This is a genomic window from Winogradskyella arenosi (assembly GCF_003337305.1).
Lineage (GTDB): Bacteria > Bacteroidota > Bacteroidia > Flavobacteriales > Flavobacteriaceae > Winogradskyella > Winogradskyella arenosi.
The window spans coordinates 297,429-315,853 of record NZ_QPJO01000003.1 but is presented as its reverse complement, the minus strand read 5'-3'; the positions used below and the strand labels follow the sequence as shown (position 1 = coordinate 315,853).

The 18,425-nt window shown below is 36.8% G+C and carries 15 protein-coding genes; 3 read left to right on the top strand and 12 right to left on the bottom strand.

Annotation, left to right across the window (positions count from 1 at the left end; translation table 11 throughout):
- Positions 1–87 precede the first annotated feature (87 nt).
- The 8 genes from DFQ08_RS10490 to DFQ08_RS10455 all read right to left on the bottom strand — a co-directional run bounded on the left by DFQ08_RS10490 (position 88) and on the right by DFQ08_RS10455 (position 8,731).
- Entirely contained in the window at positions 88–789 is a 702-nt protein-coding gene (locus tag DFQ08_RS10490) for a sulfite exporter TauE/SafE family protein (RefSeq protein ID WP_114309975.1), read from the bottom strand.
- Complete coding sequence (locus DFQ08_RS10485) at positions 790–1,236, bottom strand: FixH family protein (protein ID WP_114309974.1); 447 nt, start codon at positions 1,234–1,236, stop codon at positions 790–792. It lies immediately after the preceding gene.
- A gap of 144 nt (positions 1,237–1,380) precedes the next feature.
- Positions 1,381–2,805, bottom strand: coding sequence for a cytochrome c oxidase accessory protein CcoG (gene ccoG, locus DFQ08_RS10480; RefSeq protein ID WP_114309973.1), 1,425 nt, complete (start codon positions 2,803–2,805; stop codon positions 1,381–1,383).
- 15 nt (positions 2,806–2,820) lie between these two features.
- Complete coding sequence (locus tag DFQ08_RS10475) at positions 2,821–3,711, bottom strand: cbb3-type cytochrome c oxidase N-terminal domain-containing protein (RefSeq protein ID WP_114309972.1); 891 nt, start codon at positions 3,709–3,711, stop codon at positions 2,821–2,823.
- A complete protein-coding gene (locus DFQ08_RS16335) occupies positions 3,708–3,893 on the bottom strand; it encodes a CcoQ/FixQ family Cbb3-type cytochrome c oxidase assembly chaperone (protein WP_114309971.1) in 186 nt (61 codons plus the stop codon). The genes DFQ08_RS10475 and DFQ08_RS16335 overlap by 4 nt, the downstream gene beginning before the upstream one ends.
- Before the next feature lie 6 nt (positions 3,894–3,899).
- A complete protein-coding gene (gene ccoN / locus DFQ08_RS10465) occupies positions 3,900–6,092 on the bottom strand; it encodes a cytochrome-c oxidase, cbb3-type subunit I (RefSeq protein ID WP_114309970.1) in 2,193 nt (730 codons plus the stop codon).
- Positions 6,093–6,097: 5 nt separating this feature from the next.
- A complete protein-coding gene (ccoS, locus tag DFQ08_RS10460) occupies positions 6,098–6,286 on the bottom strand; it encodes a cbb3-type cytochrome oxidase assembly protein CcoS (protein ID WP_114309969.1) in 189 nt (62 codons plus the stop codon).
- Between the two features lie 72 nt (positions 6,287–6,358).
- Complete coding sequence (locus DFQ08_RS10455; protein WP_114309968.1) at positions 6,359–8,731, bottom strand: heavy metal translocating P-type ATPase; 2,373 nt, start codon at positions 8,729–8,731, stop codon at positions 6,359–6,361.
- 100 nt (positions 8,732–8,831) lie between these two features.
- On the opposite strand from DFQ08_RS10455, the gene DFQ08_RS10450 reads away from it, so the two are divergent.
- The 3 genes from DFQ08_RS10450 (at position 8,832) to DFQ08_RS10440 (ending at position 12,398) form a co-directional block, all read left to right on the top strand.
- A complete protein-coding gene (locus tag DFQ08_RS10450) occupies positions 8,832–9,515 on the top strand; it encodes a Crp/Fnr family transcriptional regulator (protein ID WP_317048384.1) in 684 nt (227 codons plus the stop codon).
- Between the two features lie 169 nt (positions 9,516–9,684).
- The gene (locus DFQ08_RS10445) at positions 9,685–10,815 is read left to right on the top strand and encodes a vWA domain-containing protein (RefSeq protein ID WP_114309966.1); all 1,131 of its coding nucleotides are present in this window, start codon (positions 9,685–9,687) and stop codon (positions 10,813–10,815) included.
- A gap of 119 nt (positions 10,816–10,934) precedes the next feature.
- A complete protein-coding gene (locus DFQ08_RS10440; RefSeq protein ID WP_114309965.1) occupies positions 10,935–12,398 on the top strand; it encodes a MoxR family ATPase in 1,464 nt (487 codons plus the stop codon).
- 94 nt (positions 12,399–12,492) lie between these two features.
- Here the strand turns inward: DFQ08_RS10440 and DFQ08_RS10435 are convergent, their stop codons facing one another.
- The 4 genes from DFQ08_RS10435 to DFQ08_RS10420 all read right to left on the bottom strand — a co-directional run bounded on the left by DFQ08_RS10435 (position 12,493) and on the right by DFQ08_RS10420 (position 18,409).
- On the bottom strand, positions 12,493–13,065 hold the full coding sequence (locus DFQ08_RS10435) for a YdeI/OmpD-associated family protein (protein ID WP_114309964.1): 573 nt from the start codon (positions 13,063–13,065) through the stop codon (positions 12,493–12,495).
- A gap of 104 nt (positions 13,066–13,169) precedes the next feature.
- A complete protein-coding gene (locus DFQ08_RS10430) occupies positions 13,170–14,816 on the bottom strand; it encodes a M1 family metallopeptidase (RefSeq protein ID WP_114309963.1) in 1,647 nt (548 codons plus the stop codon).
- A 46-nt stretch (positions 14,817–14,862) separates the two neighbouring features.
- Entirely contained in the window at positions 14,863–16,209 is a 1,347-nt protein-coding gene (locus DFQ08_RS10425) for a M28 family peptidase (protein ID WP_114309962.1), read from the bottom strand.
- Positions 16,202–18,409, bottom strand: a complete 2,208-nt coding sequence (locus DFQ08_RS10420; protein WP_114310183.1) for a bifunctional alpha,alpha-trehalose-phosphate synthase (UDP-forming)/trehalose-phosphatase — start codon at positions 18,407–18,409, stop codon at positions 16,202–16,204. The genes DFQ08_RS10425 and DFQ08_RS10420 overlap by 8 nt, the downstream gene beginning before the upstream one ends.
- Positions 18,410–18,425 lie beyond the last annotated feature (16 nt).

The following is an 18,425-nucleotide window of genomic DNA, read 5'->3' as shown; positions in this document are numbered from 1 at the left end:
ACAAGCATTATTTTTGTAAAAACCCTAAAATTTTTAAAGTAACGCTAAGGTCTAAAAATTAAAGCGGTAAAAACCCTTGGTGTGGTTTTAATGACATTCCATAGTACTGGTGGCCATTTCTGTAATAGGAGCAGGTGAAATGTAAGGAATACCCAAACCTAATCCTCTAAGAATAAAGAGCACGCCGATAACCATTACCAGAACGGGAATGACTTTCTGAATGCGTTGTTTAATGTTGCTATTTAAGAACTTTCCTAAATAAATAGCTGTGGTCATTAATGGGATTGTTCCGAGTCCGAATAAAAGCATATACAAACTGCCTTGGAGTAAATTTCCCGTTGCTACGGCTCCAAAAACAGCCATATACACAAGACCACAGGGGAGAAAACCGTTTAGAAAACCGATAGTTAAAAATGTGTCTGCAGTTTTCTTTTTAAGGGCTTGCCCTAAGGAAGATTTTACCTTTCCTATTAATTTGTATAACGGTTTTGAAAGTTGGTATTTACCGATGATGCGCTGTGGTAATAAAACCACGACAATCATTAAAATACCAATAGCAATAGAGAGTTGTTGTTGAAACCCGAAAATGTAAAGGCTTTTTCCTACTAGACCAAACAAGAGGCCAATGATACTGTAAGCCAATAATCTTCCTAAATGATAAATGGCAATCTGACTTATTTTTTTTACCGAGTTAGAACGATCTACAGGAAGCATAAATGCAATAGGACCACACATCCCAACGCAGTGTAAACTTCCTAACATCCCCAGTATAAGTGCCGATATTAACATTTAGTATATAATTTCGGTTTTATAAATATAGGCTTTGTCTGCTGTTTTCCAGTCAATTTTAATGTTCCAACGACCACCTAATAAACGTTTGTCAGGTATGAGCAAATTGTGGTTAGATAATGAAATTGGAATTTCAAAATCAAATTGTTTATTAGATGGTCTATATAGGAACACTGTGCCTGTAATGGTATTATAATCGATGTCTTTTGGGAAGTTGATGCTAAGGCCTTCGCTATTCTTTGACCAATTTAGATTTGTTGCTAAAGTTTTAGATAAAGCTTCTTTATTTAAATCCTCTTGAAATTCTAATTCTTGACCGTAATAATCTTCAGTAACAAGATCAAAATCATATTTGTCATTGACACTCATGGTAATGATAAAATACATAATGAAGCTTATAAAGCCTATAAATGCAACAACAATTCCGGTTCCCCAATTTATTTTCATAATTTATCTTCCCATCTGTGTAGGAATCTCCATATTTTAAGTTATCTAATTCTGAAATTAAAAATTTTCAGAAGCTCGATAGGTATTTCAATTTGTTGTCATTAAAAGTAAAATACCTTTTAATAACAGCGTTTACTAACGGTTTTAATTATAACTACGGGGGCCTAAAAAGTTAACAGAAGTAGTTTCAATTAGTTCCTCATTGCTATAGACCTCAATAATCAGTTTATTTTTATCACCAGATAATTCGCGCTTCGGGATTTCTATAAACAAAGTCCCTTCGGCTAAATCTTGAGCTGGTACAATAAAGTTATCTGTAGTAGATACCAATTTAATATCGCCCTCATAAGTTCTTAACTTAAAGTGAATGTTTTCAATATCTTTGGTAGTTTTATTCACCAATTTATAGGTAAATACATTACTTATAACTTCATTCGCTTTATGTTCATACAACTGCCCTGGAAGCCTTAAAATTGTAGCTTCAACATCATTTCTTAGAAATAATAAGCCTACAAATACACCGATTAGAATTGATAATACGGCGATATAGCCTTTCATCCTTGCCGTAAGTTTAAATTTGGCTTTATTTTCTATTTCGTTCTCACTGGCATATCTAATGAGGCCTTTAGGTTTATTTATGCTTTCCATGATATGGTCGCACTCATCAATACAGGCGGTACAGTTAACGCATTCTAATTGCGTTCCGTTTCTAATGTCTATACCTGTAGGGCAGACATTGACACACTGAAGACAATCAATACAATCGCCATGGCCTAAAGCTTCACGATCTTCATTTTTTCTAAACTTTTTACGTCCTTCCTCAGCTTCGCCACGTTTATGATCGTAGGCTACAACAATAGATTTTTCATCTAATAATACACTTTGTAATCGTCCATAAGGACAAGCAATAATACAGACCTGTTCTCTAAACCAAGCGAATACAAAATAAAAGACCGCTGTAAAAATAAGCAAGGGCAACAAGGTGCCTAAATGATCTAAAGGGCTCTCAGAGATATAGCGTAAAAGCTTATCGCTACCTATGAGGTAAGCTAAAAATACATTTGCAATAAGGAATGAGATGATTAAAAAGATGAACCATTTTAAGCCCTTTTTTCTAATTTTTTCTGCATTCCACTTTTGCTTGTCTAATTTCCGTTGTTTATTTCTATCCCCTTCAATCCAATACTCAATACGGCGGAATACCATTTCCATAAAAATGGTTTGTGGACAAATCCATCCACAGAACACACGACCAAAACTTACTGTAAATAGTGCTATAAACACTACTGCGATAAGCATTGAGATGACGACAAGGTAAAAATCTTGTGGCCAAAAAGGAAGCCCAAATACATTAAAACGACGTTCTAAAATATTAAGTAATAGAAACTGGTTACCGTTTACCTTTATAAACGGCGCTACCAATAAAAAGAGCAGTAGACCATAGCTGACGATTTTACGATAGCTGTAAAAATTTCCGCTAGGTTTTTTAGGATATACCCAGGCGCGTTTGCCTTCATCGGTTACCGTGCCAATACTATCTCTAAAGGCTTCTTTTTTTGAGGATTCCACAATAGGAGGTTTAAATTATTCTTCAGTTTCTGCGTCCCAAATAATATCACCTTCTGCTGGCTTAGGCTCAGCAGGGGTGGTGCCTTGGAATTGTAATACATAACTAGCAACCTGAGCAATTTCTGCCGGTTTTAAACTTTGTTTCCAAGCAATCATTCCTTTTCCATCACGACCACCTTCAGAAATGGTTTTAAAAACATTTTTAATACCACCTCCTAAAATCCAATGGTTATCGCTAAGATTAGGCCCAATACCACCACCACCATCAATTTTATGGCAAGCCACACAATTGGTTTCAAATATCTTTTTTCCGGCGTTAAGGTCAGCAGTTTCGGTTAAGACTTCAACCGTATTATAATCTACAAGATCTTTAGCTGTTTTTTTGTATTCTTCAATTGCGATAGCTGCTTGCGCATACTCCGTTTTTAGCTCATCTATTTGGCTATCTCCATCAAACACTTCATATTTTACTAAATAGATAACTGCAAAAATAATTGAGGCATAAAACCCATATAACCACCATGGCGGAAGATCATTATCTAACTCTTTAATACCATCGTAATTATGATCTAAGATAATTTCATGTTCTTCTTCTATAGCTTTAGATCCCAACATTTTTTTGTAGGTACTTTGGATCCATAGCATAAGTTTTGAAGGCTCTTGCTCGCGAGCATCAAAACGCGCTTTACCGGCGGCATCTAAACTTTGATACAAGACGTTTTTTATGGATTTTGAAATCCCTTCAATAGCTATTAAAATTAACAGTACTAAGACTAGAAATAGAGCAATTAAAGGTTGGGCTATAAATGCTGGTTCATCACCCGATTCAACGAAGTATTCTACAATTCCGAAAATGATAAAAAATAGGATTGGAACTCGTAACCAAGATGGTGTTAAATTTCTCATAGTTCTGTTTGGTTTTTATTATCAAATGGTAAATCACTTACCTTAGTTATATATTCTTTTTTTGCTGTTACAACCCACCAGAATAAGATGACAAAAAAGCCAAAAAAGATGAGAAGTGATATGATGGGATAGATTTCTATTCCAGAAATGCTATCCATATGATTTTTTACAAATTTTAACATCGTGAATTAATTTTTAGCGGTTTCAGGAGCAATGTCTTGCACTTTAATATCTGTTCCTAAACGTTGTAAATAGGCGATTAAGGCTACAATTTCGCGATCACGCATTTCTACAAAATCAGGTCCTCCGTTTTGTTTATCTGCTTCATAAGTCGCTTCAAAATCAGGATCAGCATATAAATTTTTCTCAATTTGTGTACCCTGAGTGGTCATTTGCTGTTGTGCATTAGCAATGTCCTCTTCAGTATAAGGCACGCCTAGTTGTACCATACCTCGCATTTTAGCTTCTGTTTGCGTCTTATCTAATTCATTTTTTACCAACCATTTATAAGATGGCATAATAGAACCTGATGAGGTACTTTGTGGATCGTACATGTGATTAAGATGCCAGTTGTCTGAGTACTTGCCACCTATACGGTGTAAATCTGGTCCAGTACGTTTACTTCCCCATAAGAATGGATGATCGTAAACGTATTCTCCGGCCTTAGAGTATTCGCCATAACGTTCTACTTCACTTCTAAAAGGACGAATCATTTGAGAGTGACAACCCACACAACCTTCACGGATGTAAATATCACGCCCTTCTAATTCTAAAGGTGTATACGGTTTTACACTGGTTAAAGTAGGGATGTTTGATTTCACTAAAATTGTAGGGACAATTTGAACAATTCCACCAATTAAAATAGCGATGGTTGCAAAAATAGTCAGTTTAATAGGCTTACGTTCTAATACACTATGCCATCCTTCACCAGCAACTCTGTGTTTAGAAACACGTTGTAATGCAGGAGCTTCAGCTAATTCATCTTCAACACTAACTTTAGATTTTTGTATTGTGGCTACCACATTATAAAGTAAGATGAGCATACCAATAATATAAAGGGTTCCTCCAATAGCACGCATCCAGTACATTGGCATAATTTCGGTTACCGTTTCTAAGAAGTTACCGTATTTTAAAGTACCGTCTGGATTAAATTGTTTCCACATACTCGCTTGGGTGAAACCAGCCACGTATAATGGTAAAGCATAGAAGATAATTCCTAAGGTTCCAATCCAGAAATGTGCATTCGCTAATTTTGTAGAGAATAATTTAGTTTTAAATAGTCTTGGGATTAACCAGTAGACCATACCAAAGGTTAAGAAACCGTTCCAAGCTAAGGCTCCAACGTGCACGTGTGCAATAATCCAATCTGTAAAGTGACCAATGGCATTTACATTTTTTAAGGAGAGTAAAGGGCCTTCAAAAGTTGCCATACCGTAACCGGTAAGGGCCACAACCATAAATTTTAAAACCGGATCTGTACGAACTTTATCCCATGCGCCACGGAGTGTAAGAAGTCCGTTGATCATACCACCCCAAGATGGCATTAATAACATTACAGAAAAAGCAACTCCTAGGTTTTGCGCCCATTCTGGTAAGGCTGTATATAATAAGTGGTGCGGTCCTGCCCAGATGTATATAAAGATTAATGACCAAAAGTGAATAATTGACAAGCGGTAAGAATATACCGGTCTATTGGCCGCTTTAGGAACAAAGTAATACATTAATCCTAAAAATGGAGTGGTTAAGAAAAAGGCCACCGCATTGTGTCCGTACCACCACTGCACCAAGGCATCTTGAACCCCAGCGTAAACGGAGTAACTTTTCATGCCACTAATAGGTAGTTCTAAACTATTAAAAATATGAAGAACGGCAACCGTAACAAACGTAGCGAGGTAAAACCAAATGGCAACGTATAGGTGACGCTGACGACGTTTTAATATGGTTCCGATAAGGTTCCAGCCAAAAACGACCCAAACTAAAGTAATAGCAATATCTATAGGCCACTCTAATTCGGCATATTCTTTAGATGAGGTATACCCTAAAGGTAAGGTAATTGCCGCTGCCACAATAATTGCTTGCCAACCCCAAAAGTTAATTTGACTTAAGGTGTCGTTAAACATACGGGCTTTTAATAAACGTTGTGTGGAATAATAGACCCCAGCAAAAATAGCGTTACCAACAAATGCAAAAATAACAGCGTTGGTGTGTAAAGGTCTTAACCTCCCAAAACTTAGCCATGAAATGCCATCGGTAAGGTTGGGGAACACAAACATAAATGCGAGTAGTAATCCTACAGCCATACCTACTACACCCCAAAAAATGGTGGCATAAAGGAAATTTTTAACGATTTTATTATCGTAATAGAATTGTTGTACTTCCATAATAATTAATTAGTCTTAGTGGTTTTATTTGTTGATTTTGGTTTTTCTTTGACCAGTTCGTCTTCAAAAAGCATGCGCACCGATGGGGTGTAGCTGTCATCAAATTGTCCGCTTTTTACCGCGAGGATAAAAGCAATAAAAAATCCGATAGCCACAATAATGCTTATGGTTAATAATATATAAATAACACTCATACCTACTGAAGTTACGGCTCAAAATTAGTATTGATACCGGTTTAAAAACATGATAAATATCATATTGCCTATTTATTTCAATTTCTTTCCTAAAAAGTTAGTGGTAATTGTGGTGAATATCACAATACTAATTGAGCTTAAGGGCATTAAAATTGCAGCTACTACCGGTTCTAATTGTCCCGTAACGGCAAAGTAAAGTCCTACAACATTATATATGAAGGACAGAACAAAGCTCCATTGAATGATTTTTATAGCGGATTTAGAAGCTTTAATAAATTGATACAACGTATTAAATTTTGTAGCATCTAAAATAGCATCACAAGCTGGGGAGAAGACATTAACGTCTTCCGATAGCGCAATACCAACATCACTCTGGGCTAAGGCACCAGCATCATTTAAGCCATCTCCAATCATTATAATTTTGGCGCCTTCCGTTTGGTGGTATTTTATAAACTCTAACTTGTCCTCCGGTTTTTGATTAAAAATAAGTTTGGTTTTTGCAGGAAGTAATTTTTTTAGGTTTTCGCGTTCACCTTCATTATCTCCGGAGAGAATCACCAAATCATAATGCTTTTTGAGGGTGTTAAAAAGTTTAGAAACACCTTTGCGGTAACTGTTATAAAAGGTGAATTTCCCTTTATAAACATTATTGCTACTAACATGAACTGTAGTGTTTAATACCGAACGCTCTTCTGGACTCCCCACAAAACTGGCTGAGCCAATTTTCATGTTAAGGGTCTTGTGTTGTACAACAATACCTTTTCCAATATGCTCTTCAAACGTATCTAAGGTTTCAATATTATTGGCTTTTAAAATGCTATAGAGCGTACGGCTTAGCGGATGGTTAGATCCACGCAGCGAACTTTTTAATACCTGATGTTCTTCCTCAGAAAGTTCAGTTCCTGCGTATTTTGCATGGCTTTTTCTATTGGAGGTAATGGTACCCGTCTTGTCAAAAATAATGGTATTAATATGCGCGAGTTTCTCTATAACACTGGCATTTTTAACGTAAAACTTATGTTTTCCGAAGAGCCTTAAAAGATTTCCAAAGGTAAAAGGGGCGGAAAGTGCAATGGCACAAGGGCAGGCTATAATTAAAACGGCAGTAAAAACATTCATCGCCTTACTGGGGTCTCTAAATAACCAATAGCTCGTAGCAATCAGCGATATGGTTAAAATAGCTAGCGTGAAGTGCTTGCTAATTTTATTGGTAATGTTTGTAAAGCCTTCTTCTTTATCTTTATTAAAAACATCGTTACTCCAAAGTTGCGTGAGGTAACTTTGTTCTACCGATTTAAGGGCTTCCATTTCAATAACGCCTTGGGTTTGTTTACCGCCAGCAAACAATTTATCTCCAGAGTGTTTGCGTAAGGTCTGCGATTCTCCGGTAACAAAACTATAGTCAATTTTTGCGTTTCCATTAATAAGGATGCCGTCTACAGGAATCAATTCTTCATTCCGTATAAGAATACGATCGCCTTTTTTGATATCATAAACCTGAATGGTTTCCTCATAGCCTTCATGATTAATTTTAGTGATGGCAATAGGAAAGTAGGACTTATAATCGCGTTCAAAGGATAAGAAATCATAGGTTTTTTGTTGAAAAAACTTTCCCGTGAGTAAGAAGAAAATAAGACCGGCCAAGCTATCAAAAAATCCAGATCCTAAGTCCCAAGTAATTTCAATGGTACTCCTTACAAATAAAACAGTAATACCTAAAACTATAGGAATGTCAATGTTTAAGATTTTTGCTTTTAGGCCTTTGTAAGCCGAAATAAAATAATCTTGTGCGGAGTAAAATACGATGGGTAAGGAGAGCGCAAACATAAGCCAGCGAAACAACGGTTTGTACTGTTCTAGCCAAAACTCATTCACCTCAAAGTACTCCGGAAAGGATAAAAACATAATATTTCCAAACCCAAAACCAGCCACGCCTAATTTATAAATAAGCGAACGGTTAATTTCTTTTTTACCGGCACTAAAATCATCTAAACTGATGTAAGGTTCATAGCCAATAGCGCTTAAAAGTAAGACTACAGATTTTAAGTTGGTGGTATTTTTATAGGTAACTCTAACCGTTTTTTTGCCGAAGTTGACCTGCGATCCGGTGATGTTAGGATCTAATTTGTTGAGGTTTTCTAAGATCCAAATACAAGAACTGCAATGGATATGCGGAATATAAAGAGTTGTAATCTCTAAGTTGTCGTCTCTAAATTCTGTGAGTTTATCAATGATGTTCTCTTGGGTAAGAAAATCATATTTACCTTCAATTTCTTTAGGAACCGCACCAGGTGATTTTTGTAGATCATAATAACAAGTAAGATCGTTTTCATTAAAAATCTCGAAAACGGTTTTGCATCCCTGACAACAGAATGATTTATCTTGAAATGTTATTGGATGATGTCCACAGTCATCTCCACAGTGAAAACAAGTTTTGTTTTCCATTTTATTATTTGCTCATTTATACCGGCACAAAAGTCTATAAACTAAGATCTAATCCCTATGATAATTGTCATGTTTTCCATAACTTTGACTTCTATCTATTATGACGATGAGTAAGTGTGACCAATGCATTATTAAACAGTTTAATTCTTTAAGAGCTTTAGAGAAAGATGATTTAATTCGGATTTCCGGCTGTAAGACTTCAAAATACATTAAAAAAGGCGAAGTCCTTTTTAAAGAAGGCGACAATATAAATGGCGTGTATTGTGTGAAAAGTGGGGTTTGTAAAATGTCTAAACTTAGCGCTAACGGTAAAGACCAAATTGTTAAATTGGTTGTTAGAGGCGATTTAATTGGGCAACGCTCTTTGGTTACCGACGAAGTCTCTAATTTAACGGCCATTGCTGTCAATGAAATGGAAGTGTGTTTTATTCCTAAGAATGAAGTTCTTCATGATTTGGCCAAAAATGCGAGCTTTTCCTTAGATATGTTACAAGATATGGGGCGCGAACTTCGTGTTGCGGATAATATTATTGTAGATATGGCGCAGAAATCTGTAAAACGCCGTCTCGCAGATGTTTTAACTTATTTACATGAAACTTTTGATAAGGATGAAGATGGTTATGTAAGTGTGGTGCTTTCTAGAGAAGACTATGCCAGTTTAGTGGGTACCGCTACAGAATCTGCTATTCGTATTCTATCGCAATTTAAAAAAGAAGGCTTAATCGCAACCACCGGAAAGCATGTTAAAATTGTAGATTTCGACGGATTAAGACGTGTGGAGTAATCTACGATACAGCGTTGTTTTTAGGGTTGTATTCTGCTTCTTTTTAATGTGAAAGTCCGTTTCTTCAACATAAGAACTGTTCTTATTTACAGAAATCAAGAGCATCAACTTCTAAATTGATGTTAACACGTCTTACTAGGAACGTGAAAAGTGTTATTTTTATAACGCTATGAAAGAAAAACTAAACAAATCGGGCTTTGTCTTTAAATCGTATGAAGCCCCGTACCAATCGCCTTTCGATAAACTTTTTGAAATTTTTAAGGAATTAATTACGCATACTTCAGGAGACTTTGATGAGGCTATAGACTGGCTACGTCAGCTCGATATAGAATATAAATTAACCACTCCAGAGTATACGATTGATGATTTTATTGAAGATTTAAAGCGTAAAGGCTACATTCAAGAAGAGATTGATCCGGACGGAACAGGAAATAGTGGCATCACTATTACAGCAAAAACGGAACGTGCTATACGGCAACAAGCTTTAGATCATATTTTTGGTAAAATAAAAAGTAGTGGTTCTGGTAATCACAAGAGCAAGGGTATAGGTTTAGGCGATGAACACACCGGCGATTTTAGACCCTACCAGTTTGGAGATGGTTTAGACAAGGTCTCCATGACCGAAAGTCTTCGAAATGCGCAAATTAATAACGGTCTCGGTGATTTTAGTTTAACGGAAGATGATTTAGTGGTTGAAGAAACCCTTCATAAAAGCCAAATGAGTACCGTGCTGATGATTGATATTAGTCATAGTATGATTCTCTACGGCGAAGACCGTATTACTCCGGCCAAAAAAGTGGCTATGGCTTTAGCCGAAATGATTACCACGCGTTACCCTAAAGACAGCTTAGAAATTTTGGTCTTCGGAAATGATGCTTGGCCTATAAAAATTAAAGACTTGCCGTATTTAAAAGTGGGACCTTACCATACTAATACGGTTGCGGGCTTGCAACTCGCTATGGATATGCTAAGACGGAAACGGAATACCAATAAGCAAATTTTTATGATCACTGACGGTAAACCTAGTTGTTTACGCTTACCGGACGGACAGTATTATAAGAACAGTAATGGACTAGATCCTTATATTACCAATAAATGTTATGGTATGGCCCAACAAGCAAGACGTTTACATATTCCGATTACCACCTTTATGATTGCTGAAGATCCGTATTTAATGCAATTTGTTAGGGCATTTACCCAAGCCAATAGAGGAAAAGCCTTTTACACGGGATTGAAAGGCTTAGGAGAAATGATTTTTGAAGATTACGAAAACAATAGAAAGAAAAGAATTAAAGGCTAGGTCGGAAGAAGAAAGACGAAGTAATAAGAAAAAAGAATAAAGAGAACAGAGAATAAAGAGGACAGAAGGGAGATATGACTTCGGCTATTCTCTATGAGCTCTTCTCAATAAAAGTAGATATGAAAAAAGAAGCTATAAAAACATTAGGGGCATTGAAGGCCTCAGGTTATCAATCAAAGTCTATTAAAGACGAATTAAGAGATAATTTAATTGAAAATATAAAACAGAAAAAAAACACATTTCAAGGAATTCACGGATATGAGAATACGGTAATTCCCGAGCTGGAGCGTGCTATTTTATCGCGTCATAATATTAACTTATTAGGACTAAGAGGACAGGCAAAAACCCGTTTAGCGCGAATGATGGTACAACTTTTAGATGCTTATATTCCTGTTGTAGAAGGTTCAGAAATTAATGATGACCCTTTGGCGCCAATATCTAGATATGCCGTAGAATTAATTGCCGAAAAAGGCGATGATACTCCTATTACTTGGTTGCCTAGAGAAGACCGTTTTGCAGAAAAACTAGCGACACCAGATGTCACGGTTGCTGATCTTATAGGAGATGTTGATCCTATAAAAGCTGCCAATTTAAAATTAAGTTATGCAGATGATCGTGTTATTCACTATGGTATGATTCCACGTGCGAACCGTTGTATTTTTGTGATTAACGAATTGCCCGATTTGCAAGCTCGTATTCAAGTGGCTTTATTTAATATTCTGCAAGAAGGGGATATTCAGATTCGAGGTTTTAAGTTGCGTTTAGCCTTAGATATGCAGTTTGTCTTTACGGCGAATCCTGAAGATTATACCAATAGAGGTAGTATTGTAACGCCTTTAAAAGATCGTATAGGCTCTCAGATCTTAACACATTATCCAGAGCGTGTAGAAACGGCCCGAACCATTACCGCCCAAGAAGCCCAATTAGATACCCGACAATCAGAATCGGTTTATGTACCTGAATTAGCTAAGGATTTGTTAGAGCAGATTAGTTTTGAAGCTAGAGAAAGCGAGTATGTGGATGTTAAAAGTGGGGTTAGTGCGCGTATGAGTATTACCGCTTTTGAAAACCTTTTAAGTACGGCTGAACGTCGTGCCTTACTCTCTGGAGACCGTGAAACTACGGTGCGTTTAGCGGATTTTCTTGGCGTTATTCCGGCCATTACAGGGAAAGTAGAATTGGTTTACGAAGGGGAGCAAGAGGGTGCCGATTTTGTGGCCAACGCCTTAATGGAAGCTGCAGTTAAAACGCTGTTCCCAAACTATTTTCCTAAAGTAGAAAAGCTTGAAAAGCATGGCGATGAAACTCCTTATGATGATCTTATTTCTTGGTTTTTCAATAGTAATGGTTTCGAATTGCTAAATGAATTTGATGATGCAACATATAAGGCTAAATTAGATGAAGTTCCTCCACTAGATGTGCTTATTGCAGATTATCAACCCGAAATAGATCCGAAGGATGTTTATTTTGAAAAAGAATTTATTCTATGGGGATTAACACAGTACAAAAAACTGAGTAAATACCGCTATTCTAAAGGAATGCAGTTTCAAGATCCTTACGGAAATTATATCAGTGGCTTATAAGTTATAGAATCTGGTTGAAAAAACAGCCTTGAGTTAAAGACTACAAGGGGGTGAGGCAATAGGTTTTACTGGTTTAATCTATTGAGGTATCAGCCTACCGATTACCACGAGTTTTAATATTAGCATCGCAGAGTTTTATAATCTCTGCGATTCTTTTTTGTTTGGTATCCTCACGTTTGGCTTGGTTAAGCCAGTAGAGATATCCTTTTTTGTAACTCGGAGCAAACTTGTTAAAATTGGAGTAAGCGTTTTTGTTTTTATCAAAAGCACGCTGAAGATTATCAGGGATCACACCTTGCTCCACATCATCTAAAGCGGTCCAACTGCCATTGGCTTTAGCAAGAGTTATAGCTTTAAGTCCACTAGAATGCATTAAATTGTTTTGTTGCAGCGCTACAACGTAGTTTTTGTTTACGGCACTCCAAACGCTTTTGGGTTTCCGAGGGCAAAAGTACTGACGGCGTTTTCCTTTGCCTAAACTTTTTACGGTAGCATCAATCCAGCCATAGCAAAGCGCAACTTTAACGGCTTCTTCCCATCGCATTGATTTCTTTTCGTGATTAACGTTATAAAAAATTAAATACAATCCTTTAGCCGAAGCATGATTGTCGTGTAACCATGCACGCCATTCCGTGTCAGATTCAAAATATAATTCAGGTAACTCCATGCTTAGGTCCCGAGAAAGCGGGAATCTTTTATTTTAGACCTCTCAGTTTTTTATTCTTACTGAATTCAGTTGAGTGCGTTGTCTAGCTTAAGTCAATTTTAGAGTTATTTTCTTATTTCTTTTGAATTAACATAGAAATTTCGGTCAATAACTAATGGTGTTGTACTCGACTTTATGGATTGCGATTTCCATTCTGACTTAGGATAAATCCATTGTTCTTTATCGCCAATAAGAACTTTTATAGGCATGTCAAAACCATCAACAATGGCTGTCCAACGATACTTTAATGCTCCCTTTTTTATTTCATATTCTAAAGTCGGGATTTTAGTTGTTCTTAAATATTGATTAAAAAAAGCTGTTAAATCGATTCCTGTTTGTTCACTTAAGTAGTCTTCAATTTGTTGCGTGGTCACGGTTTGGTGGTAAAACTCCGAGTTTAATCCTCGTAAGATTTGGCGCCATTTATCATCATCTTCTACTAATTGACGTAAGGTGTGCAGTAAATTTTCACCTTTATAATACATATCACTAGAACCTTCATGGTTAACATTATACACCCCAATTAAAGGGCGATCATTTTGAATATTCCTACGGGTTCCAATCACATAATCTGCTGCAGCTTCTTTGCCGTAGTAATAGTCTAAGAAGAGGTTTTCAGAATAGGAGGTAAAGGCTTCGTGGATCCACATATCAGCAATGTCTTTATTGGTGATATTGTTAGCAAACCATTCGTGCCCAGCTTCATGAATAATAATAAAATCAAATTTTAATCCCCAACCTGTTCCCGATAAATCTCTACCCAAATAGCCTTTTTTATACTGATTCCCATAGGTCACAGAGCTTTGGTGTTCCATGCCTAAATAAGGTACTTCTACCAGCTTAAAACTATCTTCATAAAAAGGATATGGTCCAAACCAATACTCAAACGCTTCCATCATTTTAGGCGCATCTTTAAAGTGTACTTTTGCTATTTCCAAATGCTCTCTTAAAACATAGTAATTCATGTCTAAATCCCCTTTTTCACCTTTGTATACCTCAGAGAAGTTAGCATAATTTCCAATATTGATGTTTACGCCGTAGTTATTAATCGGATTATTTACAAACCAATGCGAGGTTACTGTATCACCGTTATCTACAAGTTTTCGTAAGCGGCCGTTAGAAACATTGGTAAGCCCTTTAGGATTGGTAACACTTATAAGCATACTATCCACCTCGTCGTACATATGATCCTTATTTGGCCACCAAACACTAGCGCCTAGACCTTGACAAGAGGTGGCAATAAAATCTTTGCCATTATGATCTTTTTTCCAAGAAAAGCCTCCATCCCAAGGGGCACGTTTTGCTTCTTTAGGATGTCCTTTATAAAAAACGTCTAAGGTGTTTATATCGCCTGTGTTTTGAGGTCGCTCTAATGTGATAAAGTGTGCATTACCATCTTTTTTAACAGGTAATACTTTACCATCTTGAAGGACTTTAGTGATTTCTAAAGGTGTTTGTAAATCAATTTGAAGTACCTGATAGGGTTTTAAAACCTTATATTGAATGCTGTTTTTTCCTGAAATAAATTTTGTTTCAGGTTGCACTTCGACATCGAGATGGTAATAGGTTAAATCCCACCATTCTCGCTCTAGAGTTATACTTCCCCGCAACGTATCTTGATGTGTAAACTTAGTTTTATCTGTTAAGAGTCCTTGACTATGACCAAAGGTAACGGATAATACGATGAAAAGTGTAAAAATAATAGGTTTCATAAGGGGATACGAATCGTAATTAAGTGATGAAATTTGGGGGCTGTTTTTATCTTAAAATTTTATTAGGAAAGACCACGACACTCTCGTGTCCGTTGGCACCTACAGCTGCAACACCAAAAAAGTAGTTATCAATAACAATACCATCTAAGGTAAACTCAGTAACATCTTCTACATAGCGGCTGTGATCCCAGGTTGGCGAGGTGGTTGCTCTCCAGTAAATTTTATAACCCTTAGCACCTTCGACTTTAGACCATTTTAATTTTGCTGACGCTTCTACAATACCGCCAATACTAACTGTTTTTGGTGAAGGTGGGGCAGAAGCTAAACTTGCCATAGTAATCGCATTTACCGTCGTTAATTTTTTACAATAAGGAATATTAACATGCTCGAAGGTATCTCCGTAGGCAATACCATTTTCAATACGAAGATCTTGGTGTTGCTGTGTATAGTTTTCATGAGCTTCCATAATTCTCAGTCCCGGAAAACCCGCATCGTTAAAAGGTCTATGATGACCACCACGCCCAAAACGATCTAGTCGGTAAACGAGCATAGGGTTCATTTCTGGCATATAGGTTTTTGTCGTTTTATAAACATAACGTGCTAATTGACGCGATACGCCATCCACTTCACCACCATAAAAGCGTCTTGCCGTGGCTTGTTGCGCTAAACGTTCAGGATCAGTTTCTGCTGTGGTTATGGGTTCAGAAAAAATTCTGAATGTTCTATTGTCTATAACCCCATCTACGCCTGAAATATTACCAATCATATCGTTATTTAACACTCCGATAATTTCCCATTGCTGTTCCTTAGCGTAAGCGGCTAAACCTTGTCCGCCAAATAAACCTTGCTCTTCGCCTGAAAGTCCCACATAAATAATACTATTTTCAAATTGATATTTTGAGAGCACTCGGGCGGCTTCCATAGCACCTGCCATTCCTGTGGCATTGTCATTGGCGCCCGGAGCATCGGAGGTATAATCGTTAGGGTTTGTCACTCTAGAGTCAATATCCCCACTCATTATAATATAACGATTAGGGTAGGTAGTACCACGTTGTATTGCAACGACGTTAACGACATTAACGTCTTTAACAATACGTTGATTACGACCTTTTTCAACAAAATTGTTTTGATAAAAGACGTCCAAGCAGTCGTTACAATCTTTAGAAATATTATCGAATTCCGATTTTATCCAACGGCGGGCCGCCCCAATACCTCTGGTATTAGAAACGGTATCGCTCAGCGTATGTCGAGTTCCAAAATCAGCAAGAGTTTTGATGTCTTTTTCAAGACGTTGTTCTGATACCGCATCAATGATATTATAAATTTTAGGATCGGTTTGAGTGCCTAAATTTAAACCTAAAGCTAAGGTTAGAACTAATAATGGTTTATGCATCTAAAGTTAATTTTTCTAAGAGTTGTCTTACTTCTTCAGGGCCTTTAATTTGATACTTAGCCTTTGTTTTCACATAGCCAACTTTAATGGTCGTTGCCAACTCTGGAGCCGCTTCAAACATGTATTCATCAGTCCAATCATCACCCATAATTAAAATAAAATCGTAATCTTCTTTTCGTAACAGTTGAGTCGTCGCTCTTCCTTTGTTAACATTACTACTTTTTATCTCAATAACTTTATTGCCTTGTAATACCGATAGTTCATTATTGGCAACCATACTGGTAAGGACGGTATTAATTTCTAAGGTACGGATTTGTGCCAATTCAGGGTCTGCGGTACGGTAATGCCACGCTAAAGAGTATTCTTTTTCTTCAATAAAAGTTCCTGGAGTTCGGTCTACAAAGGTTTCAAGAATAGGTTTAATATTGGCCATCCATTCCGTTTTCAGAATTTCTAAAGGCGTCCATTCTTTATGTTCGCGCATCCAAACACCGTGGTCGGTAATTAAGTCGTAATCTTTTTGAGCGTACCAATCTTCAAAGGTTGCTTTATCTCTACCACTAATTAAACATAGTCTTGTATTATTCTGGTTTTCAAACTTGTCTAATAAGTTGAACAGTTTGGCATCTGGTTTTGCATCTTGCGGATTATCTTTAAAGCCTACCAAAGTACCGTCATAATCTAAAAGAACGAGTCGGTTTTTAGCGTTTTTAAACTGTTCTACAATAGTGGCTTCCTCAGTATCATTTAACTTTTTAGACACGGCAACTTCTTGAATTTGGTTGGTCGCTTCTAAGGTTTTAAAGAATTCTTCAGCCCATTTCTCAACATCATATCTTTTAAGGCGTTTTTGTAAGATTTTCATTCGGCTTTGCTGTTCCTCTAAAGGCATCGTTAAAGCTTTATCTAATGCGGTGGCAAAATCTTCAAGGCTATTAGGATTGATCAAAATAGCTTCGTTCATTTCTTTTGCAGCACCGGCCATTTCACTTAAAATAAGAACACCATCTTGTTTGGTGCGTGTTGCTACATATTCTTTGGCGACTAAATTCATACCATCTCTAACAGGGGTAATTAAGGCAATGTCTGATGAAGTGTAGAGGTCGATAAGGTTTTCAAACGGTAAGGATCTGTAGAAATACCAAATTGGTGTCCAACTCACCGTAGAAAACTCACCATTAATACGGCCCACTAATTCATCGGTCTCACGTTTTAGCTTTTGGTATTGCGGCACATTAGATCGTGAAGGTACGGCAAGCATAACCAATCTTACTTTCTCCTTATATTGTGGATAGGTATTTAGAAAATGCTCAAAAGCTCGTAAACGATTTGGAATTCCTTTGGTGTAATCTAAACGATCAATACTTAAAATGAATTTTTGATCATCGCCTTCATTAAGGTGGGTATCTAAACGTTTTTGTAATTCTGATTTTTTAGTGTCCGGATTATCATGTACTAATGCGGCATTTGAGAATTTTCCGTAGTCAATACCCATTGGAAACGAATCTACTTTTACAATTCTATCATGATAAGTTATTTCATTAAAATTAACATCGAGACGTAAAATACGTTTTACAGAACTTAAGAAATGACGTTCGTAATCGTAGGTATGGAACCCAATTAAATCAGCACCTAACATTCCGGTTAGGAGTTCTTGACGCCATGGGAACGTTCTAAAAATCTCATAAGAAGGAAAGGGGATATGTAAAAAGAATCCTATAGTAACATCTGGTCTCTTATCCTTTATAAGTTGCGGTAAGAGAAGTAATTGGTAATCGTGAACCCAAACCGTATCGCCTTCTTCTATGGTATCTAATACTACTTCAGCAAATTTTTCATTAACCCGTTTATAGGCGTCCCATTGTTCGGTTTCAAATTTGGTATATTCTAAGAAGTAGTGAAATAATGGCCATAGGGTACGATTGCTGAATCCTAAATAAAAATCTTCAACATCGGCTTCTGTAAGTCCGACCGCTTTACATTTAGCGTTTTCAATTTTTTCATTGACTTTAGGTTTTAAGTCTTCATCTAAATCTTCATCAGTAATACCAGACCATCCCACCCAAACACCATTTCCATCGGCATGAACGGACTTCATTCCTGTGGCAAGTCCTCCAACACTGGGAGTTACGTTTAGTTTATCTTCTTCAATTGCTATTTGTAATGGGAGTCTATTAGAAACTATTATTGTTTTATTCATGATAATATTTTGGATG

Excerpts from the sequence above, each read along its gene's own strand:
- DFQ08_RS10485 (WP_114309974.1), bottom strand. The coding sequence starts at position 1,236 with ATGAAAATAAATTGGGGAACCGGAATTGTTGTTGCATTTATAGGCTTT.
- DFQ08_RS10450 (WP_317048384.1), top strand. The coding sequence starts at position 8,832 with ATGACGATGAGTAAGTGTGACCAATGCATTATTAAACAGTTTAATTCT.
- ccoN (WP_114309970.1), bottom strand. The coding sequence starts at position 6,092 with ATGGAAGTACAACAATTCTATTACGATAATAAAATCGTTAAAAATTTC.
- DFQ08_RS10420 (WP_114310183.1), bottom strand. The coding sequence starts at position 18,409 with ATGAATAAAACAATAATAGTTTCTAATAGACTCCCATTACAAATAGCA.
- DFQ08_RS10455 (WP_114309968.1), bottom strand. The coding sequence starts at position 8,731 with ATGGAAAACAAAACTTGTTTTCACTGTGGAGATGACTGTGGACATCAT.
- DFQ08_RS10490 (WP_114309975.1), bottom strand. The coding sequence starts at position 789 with ATGTTAATATCGGCACTTATACTGGGGATGTTAGGAAGTTTACACTGC.
- DFQ08_RS10475 (WP_114309972.1), bottom strand. The coding sequence starts at position 3,711 with ATGAGAAATTTAACACCATCTTGGTTACGAGTTCCAATCCTATTTTTT.
- DFQ08_RS10425 (WP_114309962.1), bottom strand. The coding sequence starts at position 16,209 with ATGCATAAACCATTATTAGTTCTAACCTTAGCTTTAGGTTTAAATTTA.
- DFQ08_RS10435 (WP_114309964.1), bottom strand. The coding sequence starts at position 13,065 with ATGGAGTTACCTGAATTATATTTTGAATCTGACACGGAATGGCGTGCA.
- DFQ08_RS16335 (WP_114309971.1), bottom strand. The coding sequence starts at position 3,893 with ATGTTAAAATTTGTAAAAAATCATATGGATAGCATTTCTGGAATAGAA.
- DFQ08_RS10430 (WP_114309963.1), bottom strand. The coding sequence starts at position 14,816 with ATGAAACCTATTATTTTTACACTTTTCATCGTATTATCCGTTACCTTT.
- ccoS (WP_114309969.1), bottom strand. The coding sequence starts at position 6,286 with ATGAGTGTTATTTATATATTATTAACCATAAGCATTATTGTGGCTATC.
- DFQ08_RS10445 (WP_114309966.1), top strand. The coding sequence starts at position 9,685 with ATGAAAGAAAAACTAAACAAATCGGGCTTTGTCTTTAAATCGTATGAA.
- DFQ08_RS10440 (WP_114309965.1), top strand. The coding sequence starts at position 10,935 with ATGAAAAAAGAAGCTATAAAAACATTAGGGGCATTGAAGGCCTCAGGT.